The organism is Plectonema cf. radiosum LEGE 06105, from assembly GCF_015207665.1.
Lineage (GTDB): Bacteria > Cyanobacteriota > Cyanobacteriia > Cyanobacteriales > Nostocaceae > Rivularia > Rivularia radiosa_A.
On record NZ_JADEWL010000051.1, the window covers coordinates 1 to 20,464 of the forward strand.

Below are 20,464 nucleotides of genomic sequence, written 5' to 3' on the forward strand. Positions count from 1 at the left end.
CCCCATCTCCCCATCTCCTTGTCCCCTTCGATTCACGCAGTCTGCAACATACCTGGAAAATTCCAATCATGTTGCTCAAATCCTAAGAATTTATAAAATTGATGGTTACATTCTTTTTTTAAATTAGAAGACAACATTAATTTATAACATCCAGCTTCTTGACTCAGCTGCATTGCAGCTTTGATCATTTGCTGACCAATTCCGCGATCGCGAAGTTTGTGAGTCACACTCACGGCATCTAATACTGCATATTTATGATATTCTTGCTGCATCATTTTTGGTACGTGAAGCAGACTAAATGTACCTACAGGTTGATGATTTTCGTAAACAATATAAATGTGATAGTTAGGTATTTTGACAATCGCAGCGAAAATTTCTTCGGCTAAAACATTTGGTAAGGGAGACTCACCATCCATTCCTGCACATAATTCGATCAGCAGGGGTACGTCTTCAAGGTTCGCGGTTCTAATATTGAGAGTCATAGGTAGATTCCTGGTTTGGAAAAGGTTAAAAACATTTCTGAGCGAGCGCTGTCTTGCTTAATTCGTAATTACCAACCAAATGCACCATTATTAATAAGTCAAAAAAAACCGGGTTTGTTTACGAAAAATATAGTTAAAGATATAGTTAGAGATCAAAAGTAACCGTTCGCGGCAACCCCATAACCTGAGTCTCAGTAAATAAAAATACATCAATTCCTTGAGGATAAGCTTGATGATTTGCTTTCCAACAATCCCAAAAACGAGCGGGTAATTTCGGCGAAATTTGCTGATTTGCTAAAATTCCCGGTCCAATTAATTTTATAGATTGTCCTCCTTCCCAATTCTCAACTGGTATTAACAGCGTTGTTGAGGTTTCGGGGCGTTCTGCTGTACCCCAATTAAAATTTGATAGTTCCGGTATTGTTTCTACATCATTAATCAGCGCAAAATTAGCTAAATTCGGCTGACTGACAAAACTACAACCCGTATGAAACAGCAACCAAGCTTTAAATTCGTTGGTAAATCCCGGCTGTAACCACACCTGAGTTTCTAAATCTAATAACGTTAAACAAGTTGCTGCATAAGCTGCTTTAACTTGTAAAAAGGTATCTTTGAGAACTTCTAGATCAAAAACTTTACCGGGTTGCGCCATGGCTGCAAGTAAAGCTCGAAAAGTATCCTGGGCATCATGTACTGGATTTTTCAATCCTGGTAACTGCGTAATTCTCATTGACCTTCTCCTCTAACTAGAGTAAAAAAATCTACTTTTGTCGCCGATGTTTGACGCTGTTCTAGTTCATGAGTACGCTGTATTGCTGCATTCAGTGGCTGTATCACCTCAGTTTCAATTCGTTTATACCAGGAAGGACATTGCAACAGTCCATCGCATACCGCAGCTAGTTCTGCATGACGACGCGATCGCCCTTTTACATATCCAAATCCTGCAATGCACCCTTGATCGGCTTCTATCTGTATGACACAGCGAGTTATAGTAATTTCACCTAAGTTAAAATCACTACCACTTCCCTCAATAGGACTCCTGACCATTGCACTACCAATTTCTGGCGATCGCAAAAAGTTATATTCGGGTAACAACCCTAACTGGTCAACTAATTCCTCCAGTTGCTTTAACTCAGCTTTTGCTAAAGTAGCCATACAGGCTTGTCTTTGTGTCTGGGATACCATAAATCAAAATAATAGGTATCAAATCCTTATCATTATCATTAATGATTTAATCAGGATTTAATAATAATTTTATTCCCCGCATAAGAAACACAGGATAATTAGAGATAAAACAAAAAAACTAAACCTATGACAGATAATTCGTAATTAAATTTACTTAATTAGTTTGCTGAAATTTCATATATCGCAACCGCTGAAAATCAACAAAACTAATCTTAATTAGACTTGTTTTCAATTAACAGACATCACGAAAATACAAAAATTGAACCAACACTAATATTAATTACAAAATCTACTTCAACACCCTAATGTAATATATATTTTCAAAATTTCGGTCACTTGTCTAGACATCTAGACAATCACAGATATGTTAACTTAATTACGACGATTTGACAACAAGAATTTATGACTAAATTATGAAGCGCGAAACCTTGCCGATATATATTCAGATAGCAGCCCAAATCCGAGAAAGTATTAATGAGGGAATTTACAAAAAAGGTGAGAAACTGCCTTCAGAAGCTCAATTTTCTCAACAATTTGCCGTAAATCGCCATACTATTAGACAAGCAATTGCGTTATTAAAAATTGAAGGATTGTTAAGAGTTGATCGAGGAAGGGGTATGTTTGTAGCAGAGAAAACAATTCGCTACCCCATTGGTAAAAGAGTACGCTATAACCAAGCATTAAAAGCGCAAGGTCGTCAAGGTCGTTACGAACTAATACGCACGATAGAAGTGAATGCCGATTCTTCAGTTGCAGAAAATTTACAAATAAACCAAGGTGAACCAGTAGCGTTGATAGAACGTCTTGGTTTTGCAGACTCCGATCCAATTGTTGTTGCTACAAGTTATTTTCCCCTCAAGTTATTCCCAGACTTGTTAGCGACAAAAAACATTGAATTATTGCAAGAAATAAAATCAATATCCAAATTAATGCAGCATCTGTACAATTGTGACCATATCCGCCGCAGTACCAGCGTTTCCTCCCGTTTAATTCAGCCCCAAGATGCTAGATTACTGCAAGTAGCTCTTAACCAACCAATCCTATTAGTAGAATCCGTAAATCTCAACCAATCAGGAGATATAATCGAATACGGCGTAACCAGATTTCGCGGAGACAAAGTACAGTTAGATTTTGAAAATCCAGTTTGAAGAATTGGTAATGGGCAGAAAAGCACCAGAGATAGTTAGTAGTTAGTAGTTGGTAGTTGATAGTGGATGGTTGGTAGTGGATAGTTGACAGTTGGTAGTGGTTGGGAGTTTTTCACCTTAGACCTTTCACCTTAAACCTTTAACCTTTGACCTTAAACCTTTAACCTTTGACCTCTAATAGTTGTTCTTGTAAACTTAACGGTGCATAACCCAATTTAAAAGCTTTGGAACTGTCTAAAGAAACATCCTGTGGTCTGGGTGCTGCCATTTTAACATCTTGTTGTTTACTAGCTTTAATTTTGGCTGTGGAAATTTCAAATGTTTCTACTAATAAGCGACCAAAATCATAACGTGAAACTCTTTCTTTTCCTCCTAAATGAATAATTCCTTGAACTTTCTCTACCGCTAATAATAATCCTTTAGCGGCTGTTTTGCCATTTACCGGAGTGCGGAATTCATCTATAAATAACTTTAATTCTTTTCCTTCTTGAAGTATTTTAATAAATGATTGTAAAAAACTAGAAGCTGTAGGAGTTGCATTCCCAAACATTAAAGGCATTCTACAAATTGCAGCTTGAGGATAACGTTCTAATATCCCCATTTCCGCCATAACTTTGTGTTCGCCGTAAATATTTACCGGATTTACGCTGTCTGTTTCCTGATAAAAACCCTTCAAACCATCAAACACTAAATCTGTTGAAGTGAATACGTAAGGAATGGAATTATCTGCACATAACCCCGCAATATTCAAGGATGCTGTCACATTAATTAACAAGGATTCTTCGGGATGAATTTGACAATAATTCGGTTGAGATTGTGCAGCAGTATGAATAACCGCTGCTGGTTGTATTTCTTTAAATACTGTTTTGACTTCTGCAAAATTAGTTAAATCAGCTTTTACCAGTTTAATCCCCGGAATTTCTAAGCTATGAGAAAAATATGTCCCGTAAACATCCCATTCCATATTTGCTAATTGACATAAATGCCATCCCAGAAACCCGCTTGCACCAGTAATTAAAAGTTTTTTCATTGGTTGATTATTAATTATCTTGCCCAAATTCTACGTCTTCGTAAATTTCTGCCATTGTAATTTCAACATCAACCGATTGTAATTGTAAAATATTGTCTTGAGTGAAAATTTGCATCAACCAGTTATTTTGATAAATTTTTCGATAAAGTTCTACTTTCATCTCTGATTGATGAACTAAAATATATTCTTGTAAACTTGGTAATTGGCGGTAATTAAATAACTTTTCGTTACGATCTATACGTTCTGTAATTGGTGAAATAACTTCTACAATCAAACAAGGACGAGTTTTGAAATATAATTCTCTATCTTCAGAATCACGAACAACTGATACTTCTGGATAATAAAAAGCATTTATTGGTTCAATTCTTATTTTCATATCAGATGTAAAAACCTGACAATCACTACCGTACAACTGAGTACGCAATCTTGCAAATAGATTCTCAGCAATAATTTTGAGATTATGAGAATCCTTAAGCACCGGATAAACTTGTCCTGCAATATATTCGTGACGTACTATACTTTCTAAATCAAATTGCAAATATTCATCGATAGTTGAATCTATAAATTTTGCTTGAGAATACATAGTTATTTAAATTGCGGTATTTTAACTTATCATACCGAGTTTCACAAGTTATTTTCTATCCCTAATTTAAAGATTCAAAAAATATTTTATTTTTATTTTATACACAATTATTCAAAAAAGGACAAGGAGTTAGTACCACCGGAGTTAGTACCACCGGAGTTAGTACCACCGGAGTTAAGATTTATCTATACCGAAACTTCCCCATCCTCCAAACCCCAATTCCCTAATTAAGTAAATCTCGAAACTGCTCAGTGTTGCGTACTTTAGCAAAATCTGGGTCAGTTTTCGCTAGTTTTTCGTACTTACCTGGAAGCAGTTTCATCGCTTTTTGTAGATTACTAATTGCTGCTGTAGTGTTTTTTTGCAAAGCATAAGTACAAGCTTTGTTGTAATAGGCTTGATGCTTGTTCGGTTCGATCGCAATGGCTTTGTCGTAAGATGCTAAGGCTTGGGAATATTGCTGCAATTTTGTCAGAGCAATGCCTCGATTAATCCAAGCTTCGTATTTTTTGGGTTCGATGGCAATGGCTTTGTCATAAGATGTTATCGCTTCTTGATGTAGCTGCATCGCGGATAGAGTGTTCCCCCGGTTGTACCATGCTTCATGTTTTTGAGGCTGAATCGCGATCGCCCTATCATAAGAATCTAACGCTTGTCCATGTCGCTCTAAAGAGAATAAAGCATTTCCCCTGTTAATCCAAGCTTCTGCGTTATTGGGTGTAGTTGCAATCACCCGATTGTAAATTGCGATCGCGTCTTCGTAACGATTCGCTTCTAATAATTCCGATCCTTGAATAAATAAGTCTTCAGCTTCCTTTATTTCAGAGGCTTGTATCAGCAACTGGGCAACATTGGTTTCTTGCACTACTCTTTTGCTGCCTTGTCTTGTTAATTCTGCCTCATCACTACAACCAAAAATCAAAGAAGTAGTTAAAAAATAGGCAACAAAACGGCTCCAAAATGCCATATCGCATCCATAGAAATCATATTATTTAGAATACAGCTTTTTATTCTATTTAACAAGTATCCATCTTTTTCTTAATTAATTTATTAATTTATTGAATATATTTATATTTTTATCTATTTAGTAGTATAATACTTGCCATTCATTAAATGATTTTTGATTTTCTCTACGACATACTATACAAGCAAGCAGGAATATATCAGCTTTACATTTTTTATTTAATGAATTTATAATACGAGCTTACATTTAATCGGGCTGCTTTTAACAAGATATTAATCGATTGCTTATGGAGTTATATATAGGCGATACAAAGTAAAGTATCTCGATTTAAATATCTCGATTTAAATATCTCGATTTAAAATATGTAACTAACAAACTATTTGAGCGTATAATTTAAATCGTCAACAACAATGTCAATAGTAATTATATATACATCCACTTAAATTATTTAACTCATTAATTAAAGTAAGTTAAAGTTTGCCTAAATATAGTGTTAATAGCTAAAAATAATACATTTATCATTAAGCAAAAAAAAGCTGAACTTAGACGATACAATATGTAAAAAAATATTTTAACTAGTAACAAGTAAATTAAATTACCACCAAACACAAAAATATCCAAGTCTAAATATTCAAAAAAGAATTTGATATAAATGTAAAAAATAGTACCTTTGTGATTACGAATGAGCTCACCCTGGGAAAAATTATTCCCAATGTTCAACCTATAACTGCTGATGCCAAAATATAATCATGTCAATTGAATCTAACTCCCACTCATCGCAACCTCCGAACCTGCAACCCCCATCTGAAGACAAATGGCAACCGGATGACTTTGAAGATGCAGGTGATACAAGCCAGTTATCCAACGGGCTTAGCGTGCAACAACTTAACTCGGCGATAGCTTCAGTGCAGTCTCAAGAAAATATGACAGCTTTACAACAAGCTCGTTCCTCATTTTCAACCAGTACTTCTACCACACTGACGGTGAAGACACGAGCATTATTAATTACTTTATTGTCAATTATTCTGACACTTGTAGGAATAGCCATAAATCTTCCAATACTTGGCATTGCTGGAACCGCAGTCACTTTATCTTTATCCGTAATAATACTATTTCCGTGGCTAAAAACTGTAATTACCGACTTGCTAACACCCCAACAGCGAGCATTGATTATTGGTTTTTTGGGTATAATCGTCGCAGTTGCTGGCTTATTTAAATTCATTCCCGGCACAATTGACTGGAATGTTTCGGGAACTTTAGCAGAGTGGTTTGGCGCTTTAGGACAAATTCTCATCGCCGTCATCGCGGTTTATGTTGCTTGGCGACAATATGTTATCTCCAAAGATTTAACGATTCAGCAAAACCTGCTAACTATTCAGCAAAATAATATTACTCAACAGCAGACAATTGACACATATTTTCAAGGCATTTCCGATTTAGTATTAGATCAACAAGGATTTTTGGAAGATTGGCCCCAAGAAAGATTGCTTGCAGAAGGACGTACTGCTGCAATTTTGAGCAGCGTTGACGCAGTTGGTAAAGCCAAAATTCTCCGCTTTTTATCTCGTTCTAAATTGCTCACACCACTAAAACGAGACGGACATCTCGGTAGAGCAATTCTTGACGGTAGCGGAGGTTATGCAGAAGATTTAGTTTCGGGAGTGCGGGTTATAGACTTGGGTGTAATGCTTGCGGGTGCGAAACTTTCCGGCACAGATTTGCGCTGGACGGATTTGAGTGAAGCCAATTTAGTACGGGTTAATTTCAGTCATTGCGACTTAGTGAAAGCTAATCTTTGCCGCACCATTTTATATGAAGCTGACTTATCTAGTGCTGATTTAAACGGAACTCAATTGTTTTACGGTTCCGTAGAAACAGCATCACCCCGTAGTCGCTTACATCCACCTAATTATAAAACGGGGGAACGTACTGGTGCAGTAGTAGAAAACGCTAATTTTACCAACGTCAAACGAATGTCCCAAGCCAACCGTCATTATTGTTGCAATTGGTGCGGTGAAAAAACCCGAAACACCATTCCCGGTGGTTGTGAAGGGATTGAGAATAAATTAAGAAGGTAATTGGTAATTGGTAATTGGTAATTGGTAATGGGTAATGGAAAATTAATAATATTTTCCGATTATAATAACTAACTAATTAGCGGAACCTGATGTAATTAGTAATTCAAAAATCATTTACAGGTTGGATTGTATTGGACAGTTTATTACTCAATTAATTCATAAAATAAAGCGGCTCTTGTGTAATAGCTATATTTTTGTAATTTTTTCAACCTGTGAACCAGATAAGATGATTTTATTATCTTTAATTTTAGGACTAATATTAGGCTATCTATTTAGCGGCAAAGAAGGTAGCTTAATTAGTATCAAATTTTATATCAATGTCAATTTCAGTAATAATTTAAATCACAACGGTAATCATAATGGAAATAATAATGGAAATAATAACGGAAATAATAACGGAAATGATAATTTAAATAACAATCAAGATAACGGGAATGAGAATGAAGTTAAGAGTTAGGAAAACAGAAATATTGAATTATTCAAAATCAGAAACCACTATTCGATAAACCGCCGTAAAATTCGGCGAATATCACAATACCCTGACTCGGTGCTGAAAAGTTTACTTGATTAACTTTTTCTTTGTTGTACTAATAAAAATTACCACTAAAACCATCGAGTCACTTTTAGCCTTTAGTGGAACTCTATAAGGTCAGAGTTATGCTTGAAATACCTGAGTTTTAACAATCGATAAAAGAATACCACTTGTCGAATTATTTTATCAATAATTTTTCTCCAAATTGCAACTTTTGGGTATTCAATCTCTTTATGCATTTGGAAATAAATCTGTTTATCTGCTAGATTTGATTGTCCCATCTTGACTCTGATTTGCTCTATATTATCCTTGAAAAATGGAAATCTATCCTCAGAATCAAACCTGATGTTTAAACCTGCTTTTGCCGCAGCTAATCCCATAACATTACCTTCTCCCCCATAAATTCCTTGCATTTCAAAATATGTTGAAATGTTCTGCCAAAGTTTTAAAAAAACCTTTTCAGCACCAGCTTGTTTTGTCACAACAAACATGAACTCGTGAAACCATTTTGTTTCCTGAAGATTTATATCTAATCTCTGTGCCACCTGCTTTATTGTTGCGAACTGTACACGCAGCTTTGTGCCTGTATTATGTTTTATAATATTGCATCCAGTCCTTGCAGTAATTCCAGGAAGCCACTTGATATCCTCTGGTACGGGACCAATGATTCGCACGTCAGAGTCTAAAAAGATGCACGTGTCGAAGCTTTCAAATGACTTCTCAATTACAAAGCGTTTATCATGATAACCTTTTACACTTTGAAGTCGATAGTTCATCAATTAATTTGTGATAACATACTTTCATTACTTTTTACATCTCCATTATTATTTTTTTACTATTTTGAAAAGAGTAATCATCAGGATATATAGTAAATATTAAATAGTATCCTTTTAACCAATATAAATTTTACCTATATTTACCATAATTTAGATTATGTAAACTTAGATAAAGTCAGACGAATTGGTTCGATGAAACTTTTTGATTTTGAGGGTTATAAAACGTAAATTTTTTAGGATAGGATTAGATATTTTTTTAATTACCTTACGCCAAAAAGGTAACTTTGAAATTTGTCTTCTTTGGTTATCAAAGTTTAAGACTTGCTTACACAAAGCATCACTGAAATTATCAGTATCATTGTGCATAAGCAACTTGTAAAAAAGCTTATCTTTATAAACATCTTTTATATTATCATTAACCCCATCTTCAGGATACCCGGAATTGTAGTGGTATACTTCCAGAGATGTTTTATATGCAGCTAAACCCATTGCTACACCTTCTCCATCGAAAATTCTATTCGACTCAAAGTAATCCCGAATCTGCTTCCAAATTTTTAAAAATTCTTTTTCCTTGCCATTATCTTTACGAATAGTAAAAATTGCTTCATATACAAATTTACACTCTTGTACAGAAATTTGCAGATGTTTAGCAATCTCATAAACTAGTTCGCGTGTTAACTCCTTTTTTGGCAATAAAACACCCTTTGGACTAATATGTTTTTCTAAATTCCAATGCGTCTTTGCTGTTAAACCGGGTTTCCAATTTCTAGACATTGCCATATTTTCCAGCAATCGACAATCAGCATCAATGAAGATAGAACAATCATAGTTTTCAAAACATTTTTCTATACAACAAAGCTTGTCATGGAATATACCTACAGATTGAACATTATGTTTAATAGCAGTTACGTGTAAATCCTTAGAGAAAAGTTGTGGTCTATCTGTAAGAATCACTATCGGAATATTTGGAGATAGCTTCGCAACATCTTTTGCTAATAGTTGTGCATATTTATTGTATTCATATCCAATAGCTAAAGTCGTATAACAAAGACTTTTTTCATTACTAGTCTTGAGCATATAACATTTACCGAAGAATAAGCGATTGTTTGAATTAGATTTAATCTCAATACTAATCTTACAATAGACTTAAGTACTCCGTATATTCACCTTAATTACTACATGATTGCAGGCGATCGCTATAACACCAAGCACTTCACGAAGTTTTACCTGCTATTCAGCAGCATTGGGCAATTCTCAATTAACTTACAACCAACGAAGTCCTTGAAGAGCAAAATCTAAATCACTGATTGCATCCGGTAGCTTTGTAAACATACACTAAAGAATTCACTACAGCACGGGGGCTGACCTCAAGTTCGAGTTGTTTTACACCGCAAGAGTACCGTACCCGTTAAATTAGTAGACAAACACCACCACCCAATAAATTAAACGAACCTATCCCAACAACCAGACCAAAAGCCAAGGTACACTGATGAAATTGAACTGAAGGATATTCCCCCTTCATCTTTGATAATTCATACTTGACTATGTGCTATGGCTAATTTTTTATTGGAAGTCGGAACGGAAGAGTTACCTGCAAGCTTTTTGAGTGGTGCGATCGCCCAATGGAAACAACGAATTCCCTTATCTCTACAGGAAAATTTCCTTGACAATGATACGGTAGAAGTTTACGGTACTCCTCGTAGGTTGGCTGTGTTAATCAAGGGTTTACCCCAAAAACAAGCCGATAGGGAAGAAGAAATCAAGGGACCTCCTGCAAAAGCTGCTTTTAAGGATGGTACACTAACTAAGGCTGCTGAAGGTTTTGCGAATAGGCAAGGTGTAGATGTTTCGGCTTTGGAAGTTCGTTCTACCGATAAAGGTGATTTTGTTTTTGTGAAGAAAAGTATTGCAGGACGTACTACTGCTGATATTCTTACAGAAATAATTCCGGAGTGGATTTTTAAGTTAGAAGGTAAGCGGTTGATGCGTTGGAGCGACGGGGATTTAAGGTTTTCTCGTCCGATTCGTTGGTTAGTGGCTTTGTTGGATGAGAAAGTTTTACCGATAGAAATTGAGAATAATTCGCAAGTTGTCAAAAGCGGTAATACTTCTAGAGGACACCGCGTATTACATCCGAATGATGTAACTATAACTCAAGCTACTGATTATCTTAGTACTTTGAATTCTGCTTTTGTGGTTGCAGATGTGGAAACGCGAGTTAATATAATTACTCAACAGGTACAAAATGCAGCGCAAAAGTTAAATGGTTATGCTCAAATTTACCCCGATTTATTAGAAGAAGTTACCAATTTAGTAGAATATCCGACGGCAGTTGTGGGTAATTTTGAACCGGAATTTTTGGAGTTACCCCCGGAAGTAATTACTACGGTAATGGTTTCTCACCAAAAGTATTTTCCGGTGTTTAAAGCTGAAAATAGTCAGGAATTATTGCCTTATTTTGTTACGGTTTCTAATGGCGATCCAGAAAAATCAGATATGATTGCGAAAGGTAATGAAAGGGTAATTCGCGCTCGTTTATCTGACGGTAGATATTTCTACGATAAAGATATTAAACAGCCTTTGTACAGCTTTTTACCGCAGTTGGAAACGGTAACTTTTCAAGAAGATTTGGGTTCTTTACGACAAAAAGTTGATCGAATTTGTACTGTTGCTCAAAGAATTTATCAGCAATTAAATTTAGCATCTCCACAACAAGAATATATTCAAAGAGCAGCTTTATTATGTAAAGCAGATTTAGTCACTTCAATGGTCTATGAATTCCCCGAATTGCAAGGAATTATGGGTCAAAAATATGCTTTGAAAAGTCAAGAATCACCTGTTGTAGCCGATGCAATTTTTGAGCATTATTTACCCAGAGGTGCCGATGATATTTTACCCCAAAGTTTAACGGGTCGAGTTGTGGCTTTGGCTGATAGAATCGATACTTTGGTGAGTATTTTCAGTTTGGGAATGATACCCACAGGTTCCTCTGACCCTTTCGCTTTACGTCGAGCCGCAACTGCTATTGTTAATATTACTTGGGATGGCGATTTATCGATTAATTTACAGCAGCTAGTTGCAGAAACAGTAGGGGAATTCGCTAATACCCATCACAAAGATAAAGCCGAATTAATTGCTTGCTTAGAAGACTTCTTCTTACAACGCATCCGCACCTTATTACAAGAAGAGAAACATATCGACTACGACTTAGTTAATGCTGTATTGGGAGAAAACGACCCAGAATATACAGAACGAGCATTACAGGATTTGTTAGACGTTCGCGATCGCGCTTTATTCTTACAAGAAATTCGCAATAATGGCGATTTAGATAAAATTTACGAAACTGTTAACCGTTCGACTCGATTAGCAGCACAAGGTGATTTAGATACCCAACAACTCGATCCGAGCAACTTAGTCCAAAAAGAGTTATTTCAAAAATCATCCGAAGAATCATTTTATCATGCAGTGCTTAATCTAGTACCGCAAACCCAAGCCGCACAACTTACTCGTAACTACCAACAACTGATAGCAGGATTAACAGAAATAGCACCTACCGTCAGCAGCTTCTTCGACGGGGCAGAAAGCGTGTTAGTAATGGATGACAATCCTGATATTAAACGAAATCGCCTGTATCTACTAGGGTTACTTCGTAACCACGCTCGTGTGTTAGCTGATTTTGGTGCAATTGTAAAAAATCTGTAGTGAAAATCAACAAAATATGGTGTAAATTATGCCAATAAACGTTAGTATAAAGTTGCTTAACCAGGGATTTCTGCTTACAGTCTATGCCTAAAGCTCATGTCATAGGATTGGGAAAGTCCGGTGTTGCTGCGGCGAGATTGTTGAATCGAGAAGGTTGGGAGGTGGAAATTGGTGATACTAATACCTCCCCTAACCTCCTCCAACAACAACAAGAGCTTGCTGTCGAGGGAATTACAGTTAAATTAGGGTATTCCCTGGAACTGAACGATACCGAATTACCGAAATTAATCGTAGTTAGTCCCGGTGTACCTTGGGATATTCCAGTATTAATCAAAGCACGGGAAAAAGGAATTGACACTATCGGGGAAATGGAATTTGCATGGCGCAATTTACGTTCTATCCCCTGGGTAGCAGTTACCGGCACTAACGGTAAAACTACTGTTACATCTTTAATAGGAGCAATATTTCAAACTGCGGGTTTTCACGCTCCTACCTGCGGTAATATTGGTCATGCAGCTTGTGAAATTGCGCTTGAGGAAAAACAAGGAGACAAAGAAGAAACTTTCTCCCGTCGTCTAGATTGGATCATTGCCGAACTTAGCAGTTACCAAATTGAATCTTCCACCTCAATTTCTCCTAAAATCGGTATTTGGACGACTTTAACCCCAGACCATTTAGCACGTCATAAAACTGTACAAAACTACTACAATATCAAAGCCCAATTATTACGTAGTTCTCAAATGCAAATTTTCAACGGTGATGATCCATACTTAAGAAAGATGGGTGAAACCGATTGGCAAGATGCTTATTGGACGAGTATTAAGGGTAAAGATAAATTAATCACTGGTAAAGGTTTTTATATCCAAGATGGTTGGGTTGTAGAGACGCAACACATCGCATCTTTGCAAGAAGACCAAAAAATTATGCCAGTTTCCGCTTTACGAATGGTGGGAGAACACAATTTACAAAACCTGTTGTTGTCAATTGCAGCAGCGAGGTTAGCGGGAATTGACAAAGAAGCAATTCATCAAGCTATCAGTGAATTTGCTGGAGTACCCCATCGTTTAGAGCATATTCGTAGTTATGAAGGAATTGATTTTATTAATGATAGTAAAGCCACAAATTACGACGCTGCTGAAGTCGGTTTAGCGTCGGTAAAAAGTCCGGTAATTTTAATTGCTGGGGGTGCTGCAAAAGCGGGTGAAGATAAACCTTGGATAAATAAAATTAAAGAGAAAGCCGCAGCAGTATTATTAATAGGTGATGCAGCACCAATGTTTGCCAAACGTTTGGAAGAGGAAGGGTATTCCAACTACGAAGATGTAGGAACGATGCAAAAAGCTGTTACTCATGGGTTTAAATTAGCAAAGCACCATGATGCAACTGTAGTTTTACTGTCACCAGCTTGTGCCAGTTTTGATCAGTATGCTAATTTTGAAGTACGCGGTGATGATTTTCGTAAGTGGTGTTTGGAATTATAAACTAGGTAATTTTTGAGGATTTATAAGCCCGGTTTTTTTGTAAAAACTGGGTTTTTTGCTATATAAACAGATTCTATAATTGTTCGCGCAAACTTTTCAACATCCTCCGAGTTCCTTGAGTGAAAGCTAGCCCTACCAATTGCGGAATCATCCCAACTATATCTAAATCAGGAAATGTTGGACTAGTAGAAGATAAATCTAATCCTGGATAAATTGCATTGGTAATTTTCAAACAAACATTTAAACATTGATGACGTAATTTGAGTTCTAATTGCGAATATCGGGATATACCGTTTTGCTGATTTTTTGTGTATTGCGTTGATTCTTCTTGGGGTACCTCCATGATGATTAACTACACCTCTATCCTAATAGTTTTAATCCCTTTTTCTACAGAAACTTCAATTACCTGCGGAAGATTTTCTTTGGGTAAAATGCTAATCTCACCGCTACTTTCCAAACGTGCAATTTCAACTTGTGAAGCTTCGGTAATTTTAGCTTGAGAACGCAAAGAAGATTTCAAATCTTTTTCACTAATATGACTCTTTTGCATTGCTTGATAATTAATTTCACCATCTCGAATTAAAACGCGAGATGAACCTTTAATTAAATTTTCTAAAGCTGGGAAATGAAAAGAAATTCCACCAAATAACCAATGCATTCCTACTAATACAAAACCAGCCCCTAGAGTTGGGAAAAAAGGAGCAGAACCATTAATAGTACGACTTAAAGTAGAGCCAAAAATAATACTTAAGACAACATCAAAAGCAGCATATTTACCAATAAAACGCCGGTCTCCGACTATCCTAACCATCATCCATCCAGCAACATAAATCACGGCTGCTCTCAATCCCATTTGCCATAAATTGATTTTTTGAGTATTTAATCCTAAAGCATAATTAAGTCCATTTGCAATTAATTCCAACATAAATTCTCAATCTTTTAACCTCTAACCTTTCACCTAATTAATGTAACTTTACCTCATCAATCATTGTTTCATCATCTAAACTACTAGCTCTATTAGTAGTAATACTAGAAGCAATAGCATCCCAAGTCCAACCATCATTTTTTGCTAATGCTAAAAGCAATCTTCTACGTTTTGTAATAATTTTGATTCTTGCAAAAAATTCTTCATCGCTAACTGTAGGAATACCTTTATTTCGTAGTAATTCTAAAGAAGGTAATTGGGGATTATAGGTCGCTGGATCTAAATAAGCTGATTTCAAAGTTTTCAAAAAAGCTGCACTAGCTCTTCTTACAGGTCCCAAAGCCCCCGGTTCGGGTTTATATTTATCCGGAATTCCATATTCTAATAAGGTCAAAGCTTCATCTAATGCAATTACACTCAAAGCTAAAGACCTAGCTCGTTCTACACTGTGAAAATAATGTAGAATTGGGTATGCTAAATGTTTTTCTCCTTGCTGAGTTAAAGTAGGTGTAAGAGAACTCAAATGTTGAGATAAATCTCCAAAATTATTACCATTCCAAGCCCGAATTAAAATTTCATCGGCTGTTCCTCCTAGTGAAGCTACATAAATTGCAAAAGCGCGTTTTTCAGAAGCTGCTGAAACAATTGGTAACAAGTAAGCAATGCTCAAAGTTACTAAGAAGAAACCACTAGTTGATGCAATTGCCGTTGCTATTTGCCAAATTCTTCCTTGAGCTTGATAGTCTCCCATTCCCAAAGTAGATATTGTATAACCAACAAAATAAATCCGTTCCCAAGTATCTGCCGGTATTTTAGAAGATGCATTAACTACAGCCGAATTGTCAGCACAAAATATCAATGTCCAGCCAACCCAAGTTAAAATATACCAAAGTAAAGCTATTCCGCTTAATAATACTAAACCTGTAATTGATAATAATCGGTGGTTAGATTTTCTATGATGAATTTGTAAAACTATCCACCATATTCCACTAGAAATTCTCGTGGTAATTGGTCCTCCTCCTCCCACAGTTAAAGTAGTTATCAATACATCAAGAGCAACAAGGCTTAGTATTAATAATCCTAAAATAGTTAATAATATTGACATTTTTGCTTTTTAAATTATTTTAAATTCTATTAAATTATATGTTCATCAATAATTTATACCAATATTTTCACATACTACAACTCACAATAAACTACTTTTGAAAGAACTGTACTATACTTTAAATAGCAGTGTTTAAATTACTGATACATCTATCATTGGTGTATATTTTTAAATCTAAAAGTAAGAATTGCTCAAAATAAATAAGTGTTTACTTAAAGCGAATATGTATTTCAATAATTGATAATTAACCTGTTTCTAAAGGGTAAAGGATTGGAAAAAGAAACAATTTTTATTTTTCACCTTCAAAGCAGTCAACATAAAAAGTTTTTTTCATCGCCATAAATGTTAGCGTTTTTCTCACTAGTCACTACTCACTTACAAGTCAGGGTAAATAATTTAAATACAATTGGACGAGTAAGGATGCTCCATATTGGTTACAACCCGCTACTCTTCATCCCATAAGAATAAAAAATACAAATCCGTACTTGGGCGGAATTTTCACCATAATAACAAGAGTTAACATCCATCAGTTATCGGCTCGAAACAGCTACAATACCTAATGACTGTAAGATAAGTCCGAATTTTTAAATTTTATGACTGCTGCTACAACTGTAAAAACTGATTACGAAGCGATAATTGGTCTAGAAACCCATTGTCAACTTGCAACCTTAACTAAGATTTTCTCCGATAGCTCTACAAAATTCGGTGCAGACCCTAATACTAACATTGACCCGGTTTGTATGGGTTTACCTGGAGTTTTGCCGGTACTCAATGAAAAAGTATTAGAATACGCTGTAAAAGCAGGTTTGGCTCTTAATTGTCAAATCGCTAAATACAGCAAGTTTGACCGCAAACAGTATTTTTATCCCGATTTACCCAAAAATTACCAAATTTCTCAATACGATTTACCCATTGCCGAACATGGTTTTATCGAAATTGAGTTAGTCGATCAAGATGGTAATCCAATTCGCAAAAAAATTGGTATTACTCGGCTGCATATGGAAGAAGATGCTGGTAAATTAGTTCATGCGGGTAGCGATCGCCTTTCTGGATCGAGTTATTCTCTGGTAGACTATAATCGAGCCGGTATACCGTTAATTGAAATCGTTTCGGAACCAGATATCCGTTCTGGACAAGAAGCTGCCGAATACGCTCAAGAGTTACGCCGAATTATGCGCTATCTCGGTGTCAGCGACGGTAATATGCAAGAAGGTTCCCTACGTTGTGATGTCAATATTTCCGTGCGTCCAGTGGGACAAAAGGAATTTGGCACAAAAGTCGAAATTAAGAATATGAACTCGTTCAATGCGATTCAAAGAGCCATTGAGTACGAAATTGAACGTCAAATTGAAGCGGTTGAATCTGGTGAAAAAATCGTTCAAGAAACTCGTCTTTGGGAAGAAGGTTCTCAACGTACGATTAGTATGCGAGTTAAGGAAGGTTCTAGCGATTATCGTTATTTTCCTGAACCAGATTTAACTCCAATTGAGGTAACACAAGAGCAATTAAACAAGTGGGAAAGCGAATTACCAGAGTTACCCGCGAAAAAACGCCATTATTATGAAACCGAGTTGGGACTTTCTGCATACGATGCACGAGTTTTAACCGAAGAACGTGCGACAGCTGAGTATTTTGAAGCTACTGTGGAGAAGGGAGCAAATTCCAAATCTGCCGCAAATTGGATTATGGGTGATATTGCTGCTTATCTCAATAAACAAAAACTAAATATTTCTGATATCAAGTTGACACCAAGCAATTTAGCTGATGTGGTGAACCTAATTGACAAAGGTGAGATTAGTAATGCTAAAGCCAAAGAGAAATTACCGGAGTTACTTGAAGGTAGCTCTGCTAAAGATATTTTTGCTGGTGAAAAACTAATTACAGACTCAGCACTACTCGAATCTTTAATCGATGAAGCCATAGCTGGGAACCCCAAAGAAGTCGAAAAATATCGCAGCGGCAAAACCAATGTTAAAGGCTTCTTTGTTGGACAAGTTCTCAAAAAGACTGGAAAACGCGCAGATCCTAAATTAACTAATGAGTTGGTAGATAAAAAACTCCAAGCTTTGCTTGAATAAGCAATTGCTGTAGAGACGTTGCGCCCGGCAACGTCTCCATATTCTCCATATATCAAGTCGAAAGTTACTTTCCGCATTTTTACTTACGAAATAGCACAAATTATCCTATTCCTTATTTATACGCACATTTTATTTATAAAAATTTTATCTAAATTTGTATTGGGGGTATCACCCCTCATACGAAAAGTGCTATATTATGTTAAGTAGATGCACCCTGATGATCTGGAGAGCTACCAAGTGGCTCTCCGTTTTTTTTGGAAATTTATACTGCATCGGGATAATCGCGCCATAACTTCCGTTACACTACTTAAAAAAATATTTTAGATCAAACAATTTTGCAAAGGGGTACAATCCCTCATGTCATAAATGGTATTATGTGATAATCAGATGCACCCTGATGTTTAGAGAGCTATACAGATGGCTCTCTTTTTTATTTTTTCATATTTAATCCCCATTTCTTCGTAAAAATTTCACAAAAATTTAAATAAGGGGTATCGCCCCCTGGGCAATTGATGATATACTATGTTAAGTAGATGCACCCTGATGATCCGGAGAGCTACCTAAATGGCTCTCTTTTTTTTTGCCTTTTTCCTACTTCTAGATAATAATACTGAAACGCAAACAAATTATTTACGAAAACTTAATCAAAACTTAAACAAGGGGGTGTCACCCCCTGGGCAATTAATGATATAGTATGTTAAGTAGATGCACCCTGATGATCCGGAGAGCTACCAAGTGGCTCTCTCTTTTTTTTGGGCATTTATACGGAGTTAGGATGAAGGTTAGAGGTCAAAGGTGTAATAACCATCAACTGTCAAATAACTCCTAACCATTAATAACTAATAAGTTACCATTAAGTGTTGACTAATATATTGATATAATCCCCGTACTATTGCGGCGATCAAAATGTAGGGGAAGAGTAATGAGTGAGTGGCGAGAAATAAGTGGTGGTGTTACAGCACCGAAAGGATATAAAGCATCTGGAATCGCCGCAGGGCTGAAACCTTCAGGTGCGCCAGATTTAGCATTAATCGTCTCAGATGTAGAGGCGATCGCCGCAGGTGTGTTCACGATTTCCCAGGTGAGTGCGGCTTGTGTAGATTATTGTCGTCAGCGGTTGCTTGCAGCCCAAAGCGCTCGTGCGATTCTCTGTAATGCGGGACAAGCTAACGCTTCTACGGGTAATCAAGGTTGGTTGGATGCGCTGGAAAGTGCGATGATTTTGGGGCAAGTGCTGAATATTTCTTCAAAGTCGGTGTTGCTGGCTTCAACTGGGGTGATTGGACAAAGAATTAAGATGGATGCTTTGAAAACGGGTATACCCAAGTTAGTGGAAGCGCTTTCGGAAACTGGTTCCGATGCAGCCGCAAAGGGGATAATTACTACAGATTTAGTGACAAAATCGATTGCCTTAGAAACAACTATACATGATAGACCAGTGCGAGTCGGCGGAATTGCGAAAGGTTCGGGAATGATTCATCCAAATATGGCGACAATGTTGGCATTTGTCACTTGCGATGCTGCGGTTTCCCCTGGGTTGTGGCAAGAAATGTTGAGTCGTGCTGCTGACAAGAGTTTTAATGCAATTACCGTCGATGGCGATACTAGTACTAACGATAGTTTAATTGCTTTAGCTAACGGACAATCTCGTACCCCAGCAATTACTGAAATGGGTGCAGAAGCTGAGAAATTAGAAGCAATGTTAACCGCAGTTTGTCAGCATTTAGCAAAGGCGATCGCCCGCGACGGTGAAGGTGCAACTTGTTTGATAGAAGTGCAAGTCAGCGGTGCATTGGATGAAAAATCAGCGTTGAAAATAGCTAAAACCATTGCTGGTTCATCGTTAGTCAAGTCTGCAATCTTTGGACGCGATCCAAATTGGGGAAGAATTGCTGCTGCTGCTGGACGTGCTGGGGTACCATTTGAGCAAAGTGATTTAAGAATTCAAATGGGGGATTTTTTATTAATGGAAAAAGGACAACCGCTGCAATTTGATCGAAAAGCAGCGAGTGCATATTTAAAACAAACAGCAGCGGAATCTTCTTTACCTTCAGATTTTGTCGCGACTAATAATAGCAATGATTTAACCGTTGTTCGAGATACGTTAAATACGCAAAGGATAGATAATCCGGTAATAATTGACGTGAGTGTTGGGAATGGTTCGGGTGCAGGTAAAGCTTGGGGATGCGATTTGAGTTACGATTACGTGAAGATTAATGCGGAGTATACAACATAGTAGTTCATGCCATTACTTTTAAATCAGTGAACAGTAAACACTCCTAGTATGGTGTTCTATTTAAACCAATACAGAAGACGCGCTCCCACCTTCAAGGGTGGGGGACTTAAACTTTCCCAAATATAAACGTGACTGATAACTGATAACTGTTAAATGTTT

General features: G+C 36.7%; 18 protein-coding genes. 7 read left to right on the forward strand and 11 right to left on the reverse strand.

Annotated elements, in window-relative coordinates:
• Nucleotides 1-32 precede the first annotated feature (32 nt).
• The 3 genes from IQ247_RS15930 to phnG all read right to left on the reverse strand — a co-directional run bounded on the left by IQ247_RS15930 (nt 33) and on the right by phnG (nt 1,667).
• Nucleotides 33-482, reverse strand: coding sequence for a GNAT family N-acetyltransferase (locus IQ247_RS15930; RefSeq protein ID WP_193921594.1), 450 nt, complete (start codon nt 480-482; stop codon nt 33-35).
• A gap of 145 nt (nt 483-627) precedes the next feature.
• Entirely contained in the window at nt 628-1,212 is a 585-nt protein-coding gene (gene phnH / locus IQ247_RS15935; RefSeq protein WP_193921596.1) for a phosphonate C-P lyase system protein PhnH, read from the reverse strand.
• A complete protein-coding gene (gene phnG, locus IQ247_RS15940) occupies nt 1,209-1,667 on the reverse strand; it encodes a phosphonate C-P lyase system protein PhnG (RefSeq protein WP_193921598.1) in 459 nt (152 codons plus the stop codon). Before phnG ends, phnH begins: the two co-directional genes overlap by 4 nt.
• 413 nt (nt 1,668-2,080) lie before the next feature.
• On the opposite strand from phnG, the gene phnF reads away from it, so the two are divergent.
• On the forward strand, nt 2,081-2,815 hold the full coding sequence (gene phnF, locus IQ247_RS15945) for a phosphonate metabolism transcriptional regulator PhnF (protein WP_193921601.1): 735 nt from the start codon (nt 2,081-2,083) through the stop codon (nt 2,813-2,815).
• Nucleotides 2,816-2,975: 160 nt separating this feature from the next.
• Here phnF and IQ247_RS15950 read toward each other — a convergent pair whose 3' ends face one another.
• The 3 genes from IQ247_RS15950 to IQ247_RS15960 form a co-directional block, all read right to left on the reverse strand.
• Nucleotides 2,976-3,845 carry an SDR family oxidoreductase gene (locus tag IQ247_RS15950; protein ID WP_193921603.1) on the reverse strand — a complete coding sequence of 290 codons (870 nt, stop codon included), beginning with the start codon at nt 3,843-3,845 and terminating at the stop codon, nt 2,976-2,978.
• Nucleotides 3,846-3,855: 10 nt separating this feature from the next.
• The gene (locus IQ247_RS15955; protein WP_193921604.1) at nt 3,856-4,428 is read right to left on the reverse strand and encodes a Uma2 family endonuclease; all 573 of its coding nucleotides are present in this window, start codon (nt 4,426-4,428) and stop codon (nt 3,856-3,858) included.
• Between the two features lie 223 nt (nt 4,429-4,651).
• A complete protein-coding gene (locus IQ247_RS15960) occupies nt 4,652-5,395 on the reverse strand; it encodes a tetratricopeptide repeat protein (protein WP_193921605.1) in 744 nt (247 codons plus the stop codon).
• Between the two features lie 746 nt (nt 5,396-6,141).
• Between IQ247_RS15960 and IQ247_RS15965 the strand changes: the two genes are divergently transcribed.
• A complete protein-coding gene (locus IQ247_RS15965) occupies nt 6,142-7,470 on the forward strand; it encodes a pentapeptide repeat-containing protein (RefSeq protein ID WP_193921606.1) in 1,329 nt (442 codons plus the stop codon).
• A gap of 226 nt (nt 7,471-7,696) precedes the next feature.
• On the forward strand, nt 7,697-7,927 hold the full coding sequence (locus IQ247_RS15970; protein ID WP_193921607.1) for a hypothetical protein: 231 nt from the start codon (nt 7,697-7,699) through the stop codon (nt 7,925-7,927).
• A gap of 173 nt (nt 7,928-8,100) precedes the next feature.
• Here IQ247_RS15970 and IQ247_RS15975 read toward each other — a convergent pair whose 3' ends face one another.
• Both IQ247_RS15975 and IQ247_RS15980 read right to left on the reverse strand, forming a co-directional pair.
• On the reverse strand, nt 8,101-8,778 hold the full coding sequence (locus IQ247_RS15975; protein ID WP_193921608.1) for a hypothetical protein: 678 nt from the start codon (nt 8,776-8,778) through the stop codon (nt 8,101-8,103).
• A 165-nt stretch (nt 8,779-8,943) separates the two neighbouring features.
• A complete protein-coding gene (locus IQ247_RS15980) occupies nt 8,944-9,855 on the reverse strand; it encodes a hypothetical protein (protein WP_193921609.1) in 912 nt (303 codons plus the stop codon).
• A gap of 474 nt (nt 9,856-10,329) precedes the next feature.
• Here IQ247_RS15980 and glyS point away from each other — a divergent pair, with 474 nt between their 5' ends.
• Nucleotides 10,330-12,480 carry a glycine--tRNA ligase subunit beta gene (glyS, locus tag IQ247_RS15985; RefSeq protein ID WP_193921611.1) on the forward strand — a complete coding sequence of 717 codons (2,151 nt, stop codon included), beginning with the start codon at nt 10,330-10,332 and terminating at the stop codon, nt 12,478-12,480.
• Between the two features lie 83 nt (nt 12,481-12,563).
• Nucleotides 12,564-13,961: a UDP-N-acetylmuramoyl-L-alanine--D-glutamate ligase gene (gene murD / locus IQ247_RS15990; RefSeq protein ID WP_193921613.1), complete on the forward strand. Its 1,398-nt coding sequence runs from the start codon at nt 12,564-12,566 to the stop codon at nt 13,959-13,961.
• A 73-nt stretch (nt 13,962-14,034) separates the two neighbouring features.
• Here the strand turns inward: murD and IQ247_RS15995 are convergent, their stop codons facing one another.
• From IQ247_RS15995 to IQ247_RS16005, 3 genes are read right to left on the reverse strand one after another with little or no spacing between them, the layout of a single operon-like run.
• Nucleotides 14,035-14,304 (reverse strand): hypothetical protein, encoded by a 270-nt coding sequence (locus IQ247_RS15995; RefSeq protein ID WP_193921615.1) that lies wholly within the window; start codon nt 14,302-14,304, stop codon nt 14,035-14,037.
• 9 nt (nt 14,305-14,313) lie between these two features.
• Nucleotides 14,314-14,886, reverse strand: coding sequence for a DUF421 domain-containing protein (locus tag IQ247_RS16000; RefSeq protein WP_193921617.1), 573 nt, complete (start codon nt 14,884-14,886; stop codon nt 14,314-14,316).
• Nucleotides 14,887-14,923: 37 nt separating this feature from the next.
• Nucleotides 14,924-15,991 carry an ion channel gene (locus tag IQ247_RS16005; protein WP_193921619.1) on the reverse strand — a complete coding sequence of 356 codons (1,068 nt, stop codon included), beginning with the start codon at nt 15,989-15,991 and terminating at the stop codon, nt 14,924-14,926.
• A 593-nt stretch (nt 15,992-16,584) separates the two neighbouring features.
• Between IQ247_RS16005 and gatB the strand changes: the two genes are divergently transcribed.
• Both gatB and argJ read left to right on the forward strand, forming a co-directional pair.
• Nucleotides 16,585-18,069, forward strand: coding sequence for an Asp-tRNA(Asn)/Glu-tRNA(Gln) amidotransferase subunit GatB (gene gatB, locus IQ247_RS16010; protein WP_193921620.1), 1,485 nt, complete (start codon nt 16,585-16,587; stop codon nt 18,067-18,069).
• A 922-nt stretch (nt 18,070-18,991) separates the two neighbouring features.
• Nucleotides 18,992-20,305: a bifunctional ornithine acetyltransferase/N-acetylglutamate synthase gene (gene argJ / locus IQ247_RS16015; protein ID WP_193921622.1), complete on the forward strand. Its 1,314-nt coding sequence runs from the start codon at nt 18,992-18,994 to the stop codon at nt 20,303-20,305.
• Nucleotides 20,306-20,464: the final 159 nt, after the last annotated feature.

What these genes read in the sequence shown, in the direction of transcription:
- IQ247_RS15970 (WP_193921607.1), top strand. Translation starts at nt 7,697, where the DNA reads ATGATTTTATTATCTTTAATTTTAGGACTAATATTAGGCTATCTATTT.
- murD (WP_193921613.1), top strand. Translation starts at nt 12,564, where the DNA reads ATGCCTAAAGCTCATGTCATAGGATTGGGAAAGTCCGGTGTTGCTGCG.
- phnF (WP_193921601.1), top strand. Translation starts at nt 2,081, where the DNA reads ATGAAGCGCGAAACCTTGCCGATATATATTCAGATAGCAGCCCAAATC.
- IQ247_RS15975 (WP_193921608.1), bottom strand. Translation starts at nt 8,778, where the DNA reads ATGAACTATCGACTTCAAAGTGTAAAAGGTTATCATGATAAACGCTTT.
- phnG (WP_193921598.1), bottom strand. Translation starts at nt 1,667, where the DNA reads ATGGTATCCCAGACACAAAGACAAGCCTGTATGGCTACTTTAGCAAAA.
- phnH (WP_193921596.1), bottom strand. Translation starts at nt 1,212, where the DNA reads ATGAGAATTACGCAGTTACCAGGATTGAAAAATCCAGTACATGATGCC.
- IQ247_RS15995 (WP_193921615.1), bottom strand. Translation starts at nt 14,304, where the DNA reads ATGGAGGTACCCCAAGAAGAATCAACGCAATACACAAAAAATCAGCAA.
- glyS (WP_193921611.1), top strand. Translation starts at nt 10,330, where the DNA reads ATGGCTAATTTTTTATTGGAAGTCGGAACGGAAGAGTTACCTGCAAGC.
- IQ247_RS15965 (WP_193921606.1), top strand. Translation starts at nt 6,142, where the DNA reads ATGTCAATTGAATCTAACTCCCACTCATCGCAACCTCCGAACCTGCAA.
- argJ (WP_193921622.1), top strand. Translation starts at nt 18,992, where the DNA reads ATGAGTGAGTGGCGAGAAATAAGTGGTGGTGTTACAGCACCGAAAGGA.
- IQ247_RS15930 (WP_193921594.1), bottom strand. Translation starts at nt 482, where the DNA reads ATGACTCTCAATATTAGAACCGCGAACCTTGAAGACGTACCCCTGCTG.
- IQ247_RS15955 (WP_193921604.1), bottom strand. Translation starts at nt 4,428, where the DNA reads ATGTATTCTCAAGCAAAATTTATAGATTCAACTATCGATGAATATTTG.
- IQ247_RS15980 (WP_193921609.1), bottom strand. Translation starts at nt 9,855, where the DNA reads ATGCTCAAGACTAGTAATGAAAAAAGTCTTTGTTATACGACTTTAGCT.
- IQ247_RS16000 (WP_193921617.1), bottom strand. Translation starts at nt 14,886, where the DNA reads ATGTTGGAATTAATTGCAAATGGACTTAATTATGCTTTAGGATTAAAT.
- gatB (WP_193921620.1), top strand. Translation starts at nt 16,585, where the DNA reads ATGACTGCTGCTACAACTGTAAAAACTGATTACGAAGCGATAATTGGT.
- IQ247_RS16005 (WP_193921619.1), bottom strand. Translation starts at nt 15,991, where the DNA reads ATGTCAATATTATTAACTATTTTAGGATTATTAATACTAAGCCTTGTT.
- IQ247_RS15950 (WP_193921603.1), bottom strand. Translation starts at nt 3,845, where the DNA reads ATGAAAAAACTTTTAATTACTGGTGCAAGCGGGTTTCTGGGATGGCAT.
- IQ247_RS15960 (WP_193921605.1), bottom strand. Translation starts at nt 5,395, where the DNA reads ATGGCATTTTGGAGCCGTTTTGTTGCCTATTTTTTAACTACTTCTTTG.